The organism is Micromonospora sp. CPCC 205554 (genome assembly GCF_036902745.1).
Taxonomy (GTDB): Bacteria; Actinomycetota; Actinomycetes; order Mycobacteriales; family Micromonosporaceae; genus Micromonospora; species Micromonospora tulbaghiae.
On sequence record NZ_JBAKHP010000002.1, the window covers coordinates 304,831 to 319,026 of the forward strand.

Here is a 14,196-nt window from a genome sequence, read left to right on the forward strand (position 1 = left end):
CCGACGGTGGCCGGTCAGCGGACGACCCGGCCGCGCAGCACGATCCGGCTGGGCGTCCGGACCACACGCAGGTCGCGGCGCGGATCCTCGGGGTAGACCACCAGGTCGGCGAGGCCGCCTTCGACCAGCCCGGGGAAGCCGAGCCATTCCCGGGCCCGCCAGGAGGCGGCCGCCAGCACGTCCGTGGCCGACATGCCGGCCTGCTCGTGCAGAAGCAGCATCTCCTCGGCCGCCAGGCCGTGGTCGATGCCGCCGCCCGCGTCGGTGCCGACGTAGATCGGCACACCCGCCTCGTGCGCGGCGCGCACCACCTCGGGGAAGCGGTCGCGCAGGGCGAGCATGTGGTCGGCGTACCCGGGGAACTTGGACCGGGCCTGCTCGGCGATGTGGCCGAACGTCCGGATGTTGATCATCGTGGGAACCAGCGCGGTGCCCTGCCGGGCCATGAGATCGATCAGGTCGAGGCTCAGCCCGGTGCCGTGCTCCACCGAGTCCACCCCGGCCCGCACCATGATCTCCACCGCCGACTCGGAGAACGTGTGCACCGCCGCGCGTACCCCGGCGGCGTGCGCGGCGGCGACCGCCGCGGTCATGGTGTCGGCGTCCCAGGCGGGCGCCAGGTCGCCCACCCCGCGGTCGATCCAGTCGCCGACCAGCTTGACCCAGCCGTTGCCGGCCGCGGCCTGCGCGGCGACCGTCGCGGCCACCTCCGCGGCGCCGACCTCCACGCCGATGTCACGCAGGTAGCGCTTCGGCGGGGCGACGTGCCGGCCCGCGCGGGCCAGTCGCGGCAGGTCCGGCTCGTCCTCCAGTTCGGGGTACGGGTACGGCGACCCGGCGTCCCGGATCGCCAGCACGCCCGCGTCCCGGTCGATCCGGGCCAGCTCCCGGGCCTGGTCGAGCGAGGTGATCGGGCTGCCGCCGCGGGCGATGCCGATGTGGCAGTGCGCGTCGGTCAGGCCGGGAAGGACGAAGCCGCCGTCGGCCACCGTTTCGGCGCCGGGCACCGGTTCGAAGGTGACCCGGTCGCCGACCAGCCAGACGTCCCGGACCTCGTCGTCGGGAAGGAACACACCGCGCACGTGCAGAGCCATGTGCACAGTCCTACCCGATCAGCCCTCCTCGCCGGCGAGCAGGTCGTTGCGGCGCGCGGTCAGCGCCGGCAGATCGATCGAGACCTTCCACGGCCGCTCGGTGACGAACAGATCCTCGGTGTGTGCCAGTTGCTCGTACTCGCGGGCGGCGCCGTCGAGCGTGTACTCGGTCAGCGCGATCCGCTCGTGCTGCGGATCCACCACCCAGTAGGAGCGGACCCCGGAGCGGGCGTAGACCTTCGCCTTGTCGTACAGGTCGCGGAAGTGCGACGTCGGCGAGACGACCTCGACGGCGAGCAGCGCGTCCTCGACCGGGACCGGCGACCGGCCGGCGTGCTTGCGCCGGATCACCACCACATCCGGGCGCGGCTCGTTGCGGCGGTCCACCCGCATGGACAGGTCGATGCTCACCAGGAACTCCGGCGGGCAGTCGACGCGCAGCGCGAGCAGCAACTCGACGCAGATCTCCTGGTGCAGGGCGGTGGGCGACGGCACGATCAACCTTCCGTTGATCAGTTCGTACGGAAGGTCCTTGGGCAGGTCGCCCAGGTCGTCGACCGTCCACTCGTGCCGCTCGGGCAGGATCGGCGCCGCGGTCATGACATCTCCTTCCAGGGGGCGAACCGACCCCAGGTGATGATCACATCGCCCACCGTCACCGACACGCTAGCGGGGGCCCTTGTCGCCACCCTTGCCCAGCTTGTTGAAGTCGATCTTCGGGAGCTTGAAGCCCGGCGGCAGACCCTGCCCACCGGCCAGGTCACCCGGGTCCAGGCCCGGCGGGAGCTGCGGCATGCCGCCCGGGAAGCCACCCGGCATCCCGGCGCCGGTACGCGGCCGCCCGCCACCCTTCGTGCCCTTGCGCTTGTTCTTCGGCGACTTGGTCGCCTTGCGCCGGCCACCGCCGGGCAGGCCCATCATGCCGCCCATCTGCTTCATCATCTTCTGCGCGTCGGCGAAGCGGTTGAGCAGCTGGTTGACGTCCATGACGGTGACGCCGGAGCCACCTGCGATCCGGGCCCGGCGGGAGCCGTTGATGATCTTCGGGTTGGTGCGCTCGGCCGGGGTCATCGACCGGATGATCGCGGTGACCCGGTCGAAGTGCTTGTCGTCCAGCTCGGCGAGCTGGTCCTTCATCTGCCCCATACCCGGCATCATGGCCAGCACGTTGGCGATCGGGCCCATCCGCCGGACCGCGATGAGCTGGTCGAGGAAGTCCTCCAGCGTGAAGGTCTCCCCGCCCATCAGCTTGGCGGTCATCTTCTCCTTCTGATCGGAGTCGAAGGCCGCCTCGGCCTGCTCGATCAGAGTGAGGACGTCGCCCATGCCGAGGATCCGGCTGGCCATCCGGTCCGGGTGGAAGACGTCGAAGTCCTCCAGCTTCTCGCCGGTGGAGGCGAACAGGATCGGCTGGCCGGTCACCTCGCGGACGGAGAGCGCGGCGCCACCGCGGGCATCGCCGTCCAGCTTGGACAGCACCACGCCGGTGATGCCCACGCCGTCGCGGAACGCCTCGGCGGTGCGTACCGCGTCCTGGCCGACCATGGCGTCGATGACGAAGATGACCTCGTCGGGCTGGACCGCGTCGCGGATGTTCGCGGCCTGCTGCATCATCTCGGTGTCGATACCGAGCCGGCCGGCGGTGTCGACGATGACGATGTCCCGGGCGGCGCGGCGGGCGTGCTCGATCGAGTCGCGGGCCACCTGCACCGGGTCGCCGACGCCGTTGCCGGGCGCCGGGGCGTACACCTCGACGCCGGCCCGGCCACCGAGCACCTGGAGCTGCCCGACGGCGTTGGGACGCTGGAGGTCGGCGGCGACGAGCAGCGGCTGGTGGCCCTGGCTCTTCAGCCAGCGGGCCAGCTTGCCGGCGAGCGTCGTCTTGCCGGAGCCCTGGAGGCCGGCCAGCATGATCACCGTCGGCGGGTTCTTGGCGAACTGGAGCCGCCGCCCCTCGCCGCCGAGGACGTTGATCAGCTCCTCGTTGACGATCTTGACGATCTGCTGCGCCGGGTTGAGCGCCTGGGAGACCTCGGCGCTCCGCGCCCGCTCCTTGACGTTCGCGATGAAGCCCTTGACCACCGGCAGGGCGACGTCGGCCTCCAGCAACGCCATCCGGATCTCGCGCGCGGTGGCGTCGATGTCGGCGTCGGTGAGCCGGCCCTTGCCGCGGAGCTTGGTGAAGATCCCGGACAGGCGGTCACTCAAGGTGTCAAACACGCGAACATCCCGTTTGTCGTTTTCGGCGGGCACATGCTGCCGGGCCGGTGGTCCAGCCCACCGTTAGGGTAGCCCGCCGCCCGCACCCCCGCTCCGGCCCGGCGGCCCGTTCCGCTACACGGCGGCGAGCACGGCGGCCTCGATCCGGGCCCGTTCCTCGTCCGAGGGCCAGCCGCCGACCAGGTAGAACGCGTCCACCACGTCGCCGCCGAGCGTCGAGATCCGGGCCGCCCGCACCTGGGCGCCGGTCTCGTCCAGCGCACAGGTGACCCGGTACAGCAGCCCGGCCGCGTCGGCGGCCCGCAACTCCAGCAGGACCGCGTCGGTGGCCGCCTCCCGGTGCCAGACCACGCGTGGCGCCGCGCCCTGGCTGCGCGCGGCCAGCGCCCGCCCGCGCAGCCGCTGGATGACCGAGACGTCGCCGCCGACCGCGCGGCGCAGGTCGGCACTGAGCGCGATCGGCTCCGGGGCCAGCCCGTAGCGCGGCTGCACCCGGCACTCGACCAGGGCCCGGCCGTCGACGGTGGCGGCGTCCGCGGAGATCACCTCCAGGCGGTGCAGCGCCAGGCAGCCGGCGACGGTGGCGAGCAACCCGCGCCGGTCGGCAGCGGCCACCGACACCCGGTCCTCCCCGAGGTGTACGACCGGCAGCGGCCCGGCCACGAGCGCCGGGTCCGGGGCCGGCGGGGCGGGCACCACGCCCGTGTCCAGCGTGGTCCGCACCCGGCTCACCAGTTCGGCGATCAGCCGGCCCTTCCAGCCGGACCAGGCGGCCGGGCCGGTGGCGGCGGCGTCGGCGCGGACCAGGGCGTGCAGCAGTTCCAGCGTGCCGGTGTCGCCGACCCGCTCGGCGACCCCCGCGACGGTCTTCGGATCGGACAGGTCGCGCCGGGTGGCCACGTCGGGCAGCAGCAGGTGCAGCCGGACCAGCGTGCCGATGAGCGCCGCCTCGTCCGGCGGCAGCCCGATCCGGGTGGCGACCGCCTCGGCCAGCGGCGCGCCGACAGCCGAGTGGTCCCCGTCCAGCCCCTTGCCGATGTCGTGCAGGAACGCGCCGAGCAGCAGCAGGTCCGGCCGTTCCACGTCGCGGGTGTGCCGGCTCGCCTCGTACGCGGTCTGCACCAGGTGCCGGTCGAGCGTGAACCGGTGCACCGGGTTGTGCTGGGGCAGGCTGCGCATCCGGGTCCACTCGGGCAGCCAGCGGTCGATCAGCCCGTACCTGTCGCATGTCTCCCAGGCGGGCACCAGGCCGGGACCGGCGCCGAGCAGGGTGATCAGTGCGGCGCGGGCCGCCGGTGGCCAGGGCGCGGGCAGCGGCGGGCAGTACGCGGCCAGCCACTCGCAGGTGGCCCGCGCGATCGGCAGCCGGGTGGTGGCGGCCGCGGCGGCCACGCGTAGCGACAGGCTCGGATCGGGGCGGGCCCCGATGGCGGTGCGGGCGAGCACCAGTTCCCCGTCCTGCTCCACCACGTCCCGGGCGACCGGGCGGCGCAGCGGACGGCCGGGCGCGGCGCGGTGCCGGCCGGAGCGGAGCCGGTCGGCGGCCCGCCAGGCGTCGTCGAGGGCGTGGCTCACCGTGCGGGCGTCGCCGGCGACCAGCCGCAGCAGCGCGTCGCCGTCCTCGGCGCCGAGCAGGCGCGCCACGCCGTCGCGTTCCTGGGCGACCAGGCGGTCGACCCGGCGGCCCACCTGCTGGTGCAGCGCGTCGCGGGTGTCCAGCAGCCGCCGGTGCGCCGCGTACACGGCGGGGCGGAGCGCGTCGGTGACCCCGGCGGTCGCGATGGCGCGCAAGATGCCCACGTCGCGCAGCCCGCCAGCCGCCTCCTTGAGGTCACCTTCGAGCAGGAACGCCAGTTCGCCGTGCGCCTCCCAGCGGGCGGCGGTGATCTCGCGCAGGCCGGGCAGCTGGCGGATCGCGGTGCGCCGCCAGTGGTCGGTGGCGGTACGGGAGAGCTGGTCGGTGAGCGCCGGGTCGCCCGCCACGTGCCGGGCGTCGAGCAGACCGAGGGCGACCTTGACGTCGTCCTGGGCCACCGACAGCGCCTCGGCGACGGTGCGCACCGAGTGGTCCAGCCGCAGCCCGGCGTCCCAGATCGGGTACCAGAGCGACGCGGCCAGCTCGTCGATGCCGGGCACCCCGGCGTGCAGCAGCACCAGGTCGAGGTCGCCGTAGGGGGCGCACTGGCGACGGCCCAGCCCGCCCACCGCGACGAGCGCGACGCCGTCCCGGTCCGGGAAGGCCCGGCACAGCCAGGCGTCGAGCGCGTCGGCCCGCGCGGACCGGGCCGCCTCGCCGATGCCTGCGGGTACGCCGGCGACCTCGTTGACCACCGCCTGGCCCTCGGAGGGGCCGGTGGCAGTGGTCAACGAGGTCACGTCGGCGGATCCGGCGATCAGAGGGCGTCGAGCCCGCGCTCGCCGGTACGCACCCGGACGACCTCCTCGACGCCGGTCACCCAGACCTTGCCGTCGCCGATCTTGCCGGTCCGGGCGGCGCCGACGATCGCGTCCACGATCTTGTCGACGTCCATCTCGTCGGTGAGCACCTCGACCCGGATCTTGGGCAGGAACTCGACCGTGTACTCGGCACCCCGGTAGACCTCGGTGTGCCCCTTCTGCCGGCCGTAGCCCTGGACCTCGCTGACGGTCAGCCCGGCCACGCCGAGCGCGTGCAGGGCCTCCTTCACCGCGTCCAGCTGGTACGGCTTGATGACCGCGGTCACCAGCTTCATGTCCAACCCCTCCATCCCAGGAACGTTAACCGGCGACCTTCTCGCTGACCGGCGCGGACTCGTCGGTCTCGACGGCGGGCTCCGCGGCCGGCTTGCCGGCGCCGATCCCGGCCATCGCGAACGCGCCACCGCTGCTGCCCGTGGTGGGCGACAGGTCGTAGCCGCTCTCCGCGTGCTCGGCGATGTCGATACCGTCGACCTCGGCCTCGGCGGAGACCCGGAGGCCGATCGTCTTGTCGATCACGAAGCCCAGGGCGAAGGCGACCACGAAGGAGTAGACGCTGACGATCAGCGCGCTGATCGCCTGCTTGCCGAGCAGCGTGGCGTCGCCGCCGACGAACAGGCCGTCGGTCTCCACCAGCGAGCTGACCGAGGCGGTACCGAACAGGCCGATCCAGAGGCAGCCGATCCAGCCGCCCACGAAGTGCACGCCCACCACGTCGAGGGAGTCGTCGTAGCCGAGCCGGTACTTCAGGCCGACCGCGAGGGCGCAGACCGCACCGGCCACCACGCCCAGCAGCACCGCCGCGGCCGGGGTGACGAACGCACAGGCCGGGGTGATCGCGACCAGGCCGGCGATGGCGCCGGACGAGGCGCCGACCAGGGTCGGCTTGCCGTCGCGCAGCCACTCCACCACGATCCACCCGAGCAGCGCGGCGGCGGTGGCGACCTGGGTGTTGATGAACGCCAGCGCGGTCACCCCGTCGGCGGTCAGCTCGGAGCCGGCGTTGAAGCCGAACCAGCCGAACCACAGCAGCGCGGCGCCGAGGGCGACCATCGGGACGTTGTGCGGCTTCATGCTCTCGCGCGGCCAGCCGACCCGCTTGCCGAGCACGAGCACCAGCGCGAGCGCCGCCGCACCGGCGTTGATGTGCACAGCGGTTCCACCGGCGAAGTCCAGCGCGCCGATGTCGCCGCCGATCAGCCCGCCGCCCCAGACCATGTGGGCGACCGGGAAGTAGACCAGGGTGGCCCAGCCGAACGCGAACAGCAGCCAGCCGGCGAACTTCACCCGGTCGGACAGCGCGCCGCTGATCAGGGCCACGGTGATGACCGCGAACATCATCTGGAAGGCGATGAAGACGTAGATCGGGATGCCGGTCTCGCCCCACAGGTCGTTCTCGCCGACGAAGGTCTTGGTGCCCAGGTACTGGCCCAGGTCACCCCAGAACTTGCCGCCTTCGCCGAAGGCGACGGTGAAGCCGTAGAAAAGCCACAGGATGCTGACGAGCCCGATGGACGAGAAGCTCATCATCATCATGTTCAGAACGCCCTTGGACCGGTTCAGGCCGCCGTAGAACAGCGCGAGACCGGGGGTCATGAGCAGCACGAGGGCAGTCGAGACAAGCAACCAGGCAGTGTTCCCGGTGTCGATCTCCACGCTGCCTCCTCTCGTTGTCGTATTCCTCCCTCCGACTGAGACCTGGCAGCATCGCCCGTCAGCCGGTTGCGCGGAAGCTTTGTCGCCGGCTGTTTCCTTCAGCGACACCGCGCGATTTCCGACGCGTGACGGGTTGTTTCCGGCGTGTGAAGAACGCCGATCTTGGTCAGCGGAGCGCGTACTCCAGCTGGTGCCGCTCGTAGTCGAGCAGCCGCAGGTCGCGCATAGGGCGACGCAGGTGGCCCTTGTGGACGATCCGGACGAACGCCGGCTCACCGGCGGCGGCCATCCGCCGGATGCCCTCGACGTGGTCGACGATGCGCTTGCGGATGGTCCGGATGAGCCGGTGCCGATCGCGCGGGATCAGCCCGTACGCGTCGGCGAACAGTCGCAGCCGGCGCGGCCGGTCCGGGTGCTTCCAGCCGAGCGTGATCGAGTCCCGGTCGGAGAAGATCGGCACCCAGGTCCAGGCCGCGTACGCCACGTCGTAGATGCGGGCGCCGGGCGACGCGAGGTCGAAGTCGATCAGCCCGAGCGTGCCGTCCGGCCGCCAGATCACGTTGTGCGGTGCCGCGTCGTGGTGGCAGATGACCTCGGTGTCCGGCGGGGGCGGCCCGAACGAGCGCCAGACCGCGCCGGGCGGCGGGGTGAAGCCGTACTGCGCGTCGTGGAACATCCGCAGCATGGTGGCCACCGTCACCAGGGCCTCGTCGGTGACCCAGTGCGGGGCCAGCGGGTACTCCCCGCACTCCCCCTCCAGGTACGACAGGACCTCCCGGTTGCGCTCGTCCATGCCGAGCGCCCGGGGCGCGCCGGTGAATCCGACGTACTCCAGGTGGCGCAGCAGCGCGTGCACGGAGGGCGTCCACGGCCCGGCGTTGCGCCGGACCGTGTCTCCCACACGGACCACTGTGCTGACGTTCCCGCCGTGCAGCGGGATCTCCTGCGAAGTCACGTACGGTCTCCCGAGGCGTGGCGACGGGTGGCTGGGGTCGCGCCACCCCGCGTAGGCGCGATCGTCAGTCGTCACGGGAGAGGCTACGCGTCCCGGGCGAGCGGCTCGGTGCCGAGCAACGCGTCGACGAACTGTGCCGGGTCGAACGGGGCCAGGTCGTCCTTGCCCTCGCCGAGGCCGACGAGCTTGACCGGGATGCCGAGCTTGCGCTGCACGGCGATCACGATGCCGCCCTTGGCCGTCCCGTCGAGCTTGGTCAGCACCACGCCGGTGACGTTCACCGCCTCGGTGAAGACCCGCGCCTGCTCCAGCCCGTTCTGGCCGGTGGTGGCGTCGAGGATCAGCAGCGTCTCGTCGATCGGGCCGTGCTTCTCCACCACCCGCTTGACCTTGCCCAGCTCGTCCATCAGGCCGACCTTGTTCTGCAGCCGGCCGGCGGTGTCGATGAGCACGGTGTCCACGCCGGTGTCGATGCCGCGCTTGACCGCGTCGAACGCGACGCTCGCCGGGTCGGCGGCCTCGGGTCCGCGGACCGTCTCGGCGCCCACCCGGCCGCCCCAGGTCTCCAGCTGGTCGGCGGCGGCGGCCCGGAACGTGTCGGCCGCGCCGAGCAGCACGCTGCGGCCGTCCGCGACCAGCACCCGGGCGATCTTGCCGCAGGTGGTGGTCTTGCCGGCGCCGTTGACGCCGACCACGAGCACCACCGCCGGGACGCCCTCCTTCGGCGCGGTGCGCAGCGCGCGGTCCAGACCCGGGTCGAGCGCGTTGACCAGCTCGGCGGCGAGCAGCGCCCGCAGCTCGTCCCCGGTACGGGTGCCGAGCACCCGGGTCCGCTCGCGCAGCCGGTCGACGATGTCCCGGGTGGCGTCGATGCCGACGTCGGCGGTGATCAGGCTGTCCTCGATCTCCTCCCAGGTGTCCTCGTCCAGCCGGTCGCGGCTGAGCAGGCCGAGCAGGCCCTTGCCGAAGACGTTCTGCGAGCGGGACAGCCGTGAGCGCAGCCGGACCAGCCGACCGGCGGTGGGCTCCGGCACCTCGACCTGCGGCACCTCGACCGGAGGGGCCGGCGGCGCCTCGACCACCACGCCGGTGGTGAGTTCCGCCTCCGGAGCCTCGACCGGCGGGCCGGCCAGGTCCTCCTCCGTCCGGGTGTCGACCTCCGTGCGCGGCAGCGGCGGCTGCGGGCGCCGGCGCAGCCGGGGCACCACGAGGCTCAGGCCGCCGATGATCAGCACGCCGAGCAGGGCGAGAGCGACGAGGAGGTATTCCGTCATGCCCGAAATCCTGTCAGATGCCGGCGACGGCGTCCCACTCACCGCCTCGGCACGCGAACAACCTGCGGGTACGCTCGCACCGGAAGGCGTACCGCAACCGCCGGCCGGGTAGGGAACAGCCGAAACGATCTTGTCGGAGGTGCATGTCGTGCCCGGTTCCCGCCTGCTCATCGGCCCGTTGCTGCGCCGGGTCGTCGACACGCGGGCGACCGTCTGGGTCGAGACGAGCGCGCCCGCTGTGGTCACCGTGCGCACGGCCGACGGCGCCACCGGCAGCGCACCGACCTTCTCCGCGTACGACCACCACTACGCCATCGTCGTGGTGACCGGGCTCACCCCGGACAGCGCCACGACCTACGAGGTGCTGATCGACGACGAGGTGGCGTGGCCGCTGCCCGACTCGTCGTTCCCGCCCAGCGTGATCCGGACCCGCGCGCTCGACGACGCGGACCAGCCGGTGCGGCTGCTGTTCGGCTCCTGCCGGGAGACCACCCAGCACTCCACCGCGCGCAAGCTGCCGCCGGACGCGCTCGACGCGTACGCCCGGCGGGTGATGGCCGCGCCCGGCGAGGCCGCGCTGCCCGACCTGCTGGTGCTGCTCGGCGACCAGGTGTACGCGGACGAGACCTCCCCGACGGTGCGGCGGCTGCTCAAGCGGCGCCGGCGGCGGCCGAAGGACGCCCCGGCGACGCAGGTGGTCAGCTTCGACGAGTACACCAAGCTCTACCTGGAGTCGTGGCGCGACCCGGAGATCCGCTGGCTGTTCTCCACCGTGCCGAGCGTGATGATCTTCGACGACCACGAGGTGATCGACGACTGGAACACCTCGCAGTCGTGGCGCGCGGACATGCGCGAGCAGCCGTGGTGGGCCGAGCGGATCCGCAGCGGCCTCGCCTCCTACTGGGTCTACCAGCACCTGGGCAACCTGAGCCCGGACGAGATCGCCGCCGACCCGGTGTACGCGAAGGTGATGGCCGCCGAGGACGCCACGAGCGTGCTGCACGAGTTCGGCGAGCGGGTCGACAAGGAGGCCGACCTGGCGCACGACACCGAGCGCTGGCGGGCCGTGCAGTACCAGTGGAGCTACGCGCTGGACCTGGGCCGCACCCGCCTGGTCATGCTGGACAACCGGTCCAGCCGGGTGCTCCAGCCGGGCAACCGGGCGATGCTGCCGCCGGGCGAGTGGTCGTGGTTCCTCGACCAGGCGCACGGCACCTACGACCATCTGGTGGTGGGCAGCTCGCTGCCGTGGCTGCTGCCGCCGGGCATCCACCACGTCGAGGCGTGGAACGAGCGCCTGGCCGACTCGGGCCGTCCCTGGGTGGCCCGGCTCTCCGAGCAGATCCGCCGGGCCCTGGACCTGGAGCACTGGGCGGCGTTCCGGCGCTCGTTCGAGGCGCTGGGCGAGCTGTTCGCGCGGCTGGGCAGCGGCACCGCGCCGCGCACCGGGGCGCGGGTGGGCGCCGGGCCGGCGTACGCGCGACCGGCGTCGATCAGCGTGCTCTCCGGCGACGTGCACCACTCGTACGTGGCCCGGGCCCGGTTCGCCGACCGCGACGTCCGCACGCCCGTGTACCAGCTCACCTGTTCGCCGATCCACAACCAGGTGCCGGCCGCCATGCGCCCGCTGATGACGCTGGGCTGGAATCCCGGCCCGGCCGGTGCGACCCGGGCGCTGGCGCGTTCGGCCGGGGTACGCCGCCCGCCGGTGCGCTGGCGGAAGCTGGCCGGGCCCTATTTCGGCAACGCGGTGGCCACGCTCACCCACCAGGGCCGCAGGGCCGCCGTGGTGATCGAGGGGACGACCAGCGAGGGCGAGCTGCGACCGGTGGCGCAACAGCAACTCAGCGACGGGGACTGAGTACCCTCTGAGCGTGGACGAGACGCTGCGCGCCGTGGAGCACGAGTTGACCGCGTTGCTGCGCAGGGGCCGGGCGCTGTCCTGGGAGATCGCCCGCGAGGTCCACCCGAACCTGGAGCCCAACGCGTACGGCCTGCTGCTCTGGCTGCGCCGCTCGGGCTCGATCCGGCTCACCGACCTGGCCGCGAAGCTGGGCATCGGCAAGGGCACGCTCAGCCGCCAGATCGGCGGACTGGAGGCGCTGGGCCTGGTCCGCCGCGACCCGGACCCGACGGACCGGCGGGCGGCCCAGCTCAGCCTCACCGAGGAGGGCACCCGGCGGTTCGACGCGGCCCGGGCGGCCCGACTCGGACAGATAAGGCGTTCGCTCGAAAGCTGGCCGCAAGAGGACGTCGCGGACCTGGCCCGGCTGATGCACCGCTTCAACGAGTCGTTCTGACCCGGCCCCACCTGGAACAAAGCCCGCCCGGGTGAGGTTGTTGCTTTAGGCAACCACCCCCCGCGGTTGCCCGAGGCAACCTTTCTCCCCGCTCCGGAGGCAACCCACGATGACCCAGGCGACTGCGCCCGCACGGGCGACCGCCGTCGACATGTCCCACCGGCAGATCCTGGAGGCGCTCTCCGGCCTGCTGCTGGGCATGTTCGTCGCGATCCTCTCCTCCACGGTCGTCTCCAACGCGCTGCCGCGGATCATCACCGACCTGCGCGGCGGCCAGTCCGCGTACACCTGGGTGGTCACCTCGACGCTGCTGGCGACCACCGCGACCACACCCATCTGGGGCAAGCTCTCCGACCTGTTCAGCAAGAAGCTGCTGGTCCAGCTCTCCCTGGCGGTCTTCGTGCTGGGCTCGGTACTCGCCGGGCAGGCGCAGACCACCGGTGAACTGATCGCCTGCCGGGTGGTGCAGGGCGTCGGCGCGGGCGGCCTCACCGCCCTCGCCCAGGTGATCATGGCGACGATGATCGCGCCGCGCGAGCGCGGCCGGTACAGCGGCTACCTCGGCGCGGTGATGGCCGTCGGCACCATCGGCGGCCCGCTCATCGGCGGCGTGATCGTGGACACCGCTTGGCTCGGCTGGCGCTGGTGCTTCTACGTCGGCGTGCCGTTCGCCGTGCTCGCCCTGATCGTGCTCCAGCGCACGCTGCGGCTGCCGGTGGTCAAGCGCGACGTGACCATCGACTGGTGGGGCGCCACGCTCATCACCGCCGCCGTCTCGCTGCTGCTGGTCTGGATCACCCTGGCCGGCGACAAGTACGACTGGATCTCCTGGACCAGCGGCGCCATGGTGACCGGCGCCGCGCTGCTCGGCGCGCTCGCCGTCCGCGTCGAGAAGCGTGCCGCCGACCCGATGATCCCGCCGCGGCTGTTCCGCAACCGCACCATCACGCTCGCCGTCGTCGCCAGCATCGCGGTCGGCGTCGGCATGTTCGGCGCCTCGGTGTTCCTCGGGCAGTACTTCCAGATCAGCCGCGGCGCCAGCCCGACCATGTCCGGCCTGATGACGCTCCCGATGATCGGCGGTCTGCTGGTCGCCTCCACGGTGGTCGGCCGGATCATCACCGCCACCGGCCGCTGGAAGAGCTGGCTGGTCATCGGCTCGGTGCTGCTCACCGCCGGCTTCGCGCTGATGGGCACGATGCGCGCGGACACGCCGTACTGGCACCTCGCCGTCTTCATGGCGCTGATCGGCCTCGGCGTCGGCATGTCCATGCAGAACCTGGTGCTGGCCGTGCAGAACACGGTCCGCCCGGACGAACTCGGCGCGGCCAGCTCGGTGGTCGCGTTCTTCCGCAGCCTCGGCGGCGCGATCGGCGTGAGCGCGCTCGGCGCGGTGCTCGGGCACCGGGTCACCGGCTACACGGCCGACGGCCTGAGCCGCCTCGGCATCCCGGCCTCCGGGTCGGGTGGCGGCGGCCTGCCGGACGTGCACACGCTGCCCGGCCCGATCCGCACCGTGGTCGAGGCCGCGTACGGGCACGCCGCCGGTGACATCTTCCTGGCCGCCGCACCGTTCGGGCTGCTCGCCCTCGTCGCTGTGGTCCTCATCCGGGAGGTGCCGCTGCGCCGCTCCAACGCCGAGCCGGTCCCCGCCGGGCGGGAGACGGCCGAGGCGATCCCGGCCGGAGCGGGGGACTGACGATGGACGCCACGGAACGTGAGCGGTACGGCCCGCGGACCCGTCCGCTGCCCTACGAACGGGGTACGGACGGGCCACGGGTGGTGCTCGTCGGCGTGGACGGCAGCCGCACCTCGATGCGCGCCGCCTCGTACGCCGCCGGACTGGCCCGGCGGCAGGGCGCCACGCTGGTGGCGGTGTTCGTCAGCTCGCCGGCCTCGTACAGCGCGATGCTCTCCGGTGTGGTGGCCGGCGCGGTCCAGCAGACCCACGACGAGCTGGCCGACGAACTGCGAGCCGAGTGCCGGCGCGGGGCCGAGGAGCTGGACCTGCCGGTGACGTTCCTGTGCCGGCGCGGCGACGCCTACACCGAGCTGTGCCGGGCCGCCGACGAGCACCGGGCCGACATGGTGGTGGTCGGCTCCTCCGAGCAGGCCGGGCACAAGCTGGTCGGCTCGGTCGCCACCCGGCTGGTCCGCAGCGGCCGCTGGCCGGTCGTCGTGGTGCCGTAGGCCGGCGATTAACGCTTCGCGGCGTGCCCGGCGCTCACCTAGCATCCCTC

At 72.7% G+C, this 14,196-nt stretch carries 12 protein-coding genes; 4 read left to right on the top strand and 8 right to left on the bottom strand.

Annotation, left to right across the window (positions count from 1 at the left end; genetic code table 11):
• Nucleotides 1–14: 14 nt before the first annotated feature.
• The 8 genes from V6U82_RS04480 to ftsY form a co-directional block, all read right to left on the bottom strand.
• Entirely contained in the window at nucleotides 15–1,094 is a 1,080-nt protein-coding gene (locus tag V6U82_RS04480; protein WP_334459346.1) for an amidohydrolase family protein, read from the bottom strand.
• Nucleotides 1,095–1,112: 18 nt separating this feature from the next.
• Nucleotides 1,113–1,694, bottom strand: a complete 582-nt coding sequence (locus V6U82_RS04485) for a Uma2 family endonuclease (RefSeq protein ID WP_334459347.1) — start codon at nucleotides 1,692–1,694, stop codon at nucleotides 1,113–1,115.
• Between the two features lie 66 nt (nucleotides 1,695–1,760).
• Complete coding sequence (ffh, locus tag V6U82_RS04490; RefSeq protein ID WP_121685483.1) at nucleotides 1,761–3,314, bottom strand: signal recognition particle protein; 1,554 nt, start codon at nucleotides 3,312–3,314, stop codon at nucleotides 1,761–1,763.
• 114 nt (nucleotides 3,315–3,428) lie between these two features.
• Nucleotides 3,429–5,690, bottom strand: a complete 2,262-nt coding sequence (locus V6U82_RS04495) for a [protein-PII] uridylyltransferase (RefSeq protein ID WP_334459348.1) — start codon at nucleotides 5,688–5,690, stop codon at nucleotides 3,429–3,431.
• Between the two features lie 17 nt (nucleotides 5,691–5,707).
• Nucleotides 5,708–6,046 (bottom strand): P-II family nitrogen regulator, encoded by a 339-nt coding sequence (locus tag V6U82_RS04500; protein WP_013284578.1) that lies wholly within the window; start codon nucleotides 6,044–6,046, stop codon nucleotides 5,708–5,710.
• Nucleotides 6,047–6,071: 25 nt separating this feature from the next.
• Complete coding sequence (locus tag V6U82_RS04505; RefSeq protein WP_128137364.1) at nucleotides 6,072–7,427, bottom strand: ammonium transporter; 1,356 nt, start codon at nucleotides 7,425–7,427, stop codon at nucleotides 6,072–6,074.
• 166 nt (nucleotides 7,428–7,593) lie between these two features.
• Nucleotides 7,594–8,457 carry a phosphotransferase gene (locus V6U82_RS04510; protein ID WP_174361701.1) on the bottom strand — a complete coding sequence of 288 codons (864 nt, stop codon included), beginning with the start codon at nucleotides 8,455–8,457 and terminating at the stop codon, nucleotides 7,594–7,596.
• Between the two features lie 8 nt (nucleotides 8,458–8,465).
• Nucleotides 8,466–9,656, bottom strand: a complete 1,191-nt coding sequence (ftsY, locus tag V6U82_RS04515) for a signal recognition particle-docking protein FtsY (protein ID WP_334459350.1) — start codon at nucleotides 9,654–9,656, stop codon at nucleotides 8,466–8,468.
• A 148-nt stretch (nucleotides 9,657–9,804) separates the two neighbouring features.
• Between ftsY and V6U82_RS04520 the strand changes: the two genes are divergently transcribed.
• From V6U82_RS04520 to V6U82_RS04535, 4 genes are all read left to right on the top strand, one after another.
• Entirely contained in the window at nucleotides 9,805–11,517 is a 1,713-nt protein-coding gene (locus tag V6U82_RS04520) for an alkaline phosphatase D family protein (RefSeq protein WP_128137365.1), read from the top strand.
• Nucleotides 11,518–11,530: 13 nt separating this feature from the next.
• Nucleotides 11,531–11,956 carry a MarR family winged helix-turn-helix transcriptional regulator gene (locus V6U82_RS04525; protein WP_120571185.1) on the top strand — a complete coding sequence of 142 codons (426 nt, stop codon included), beginning with the start codon at nucleotides 11,531–11,533 and terminating at the stop codon, nucleotides 11,954–11,956.
• A 109-nt stretch (nucleotides 11,957–12,065) separates the two neighbouring features.
• The gene (locus V6U82_RS04530) at nucleotides 12,066–13,655 is read left to right on the top strand and encodes an MDR family MFS transporter (protein WP_334459352.1); all 1,590 of its coding nucleotides are present in this window, start codon (nucleotides 12,066–12,068) and stop codon (nucleotides 13,653–13,655) included.
• 2 nt (nucleotides 13,656–13,657) lie between these two features.
• Nucleotides 13,658–14,146: a universal stress protein gene (locus tag V6U82_RS04535; protein WP_128137367.1), complete on the top strand. Its 489-nt coding sequence runs from the start codon at nucleotides 13,658–13,660 to the stop codon at nucleotides 14,144–14,146.
• Nucleotides 14,147–14,196 lie beyond the last annotated feature (50 nt).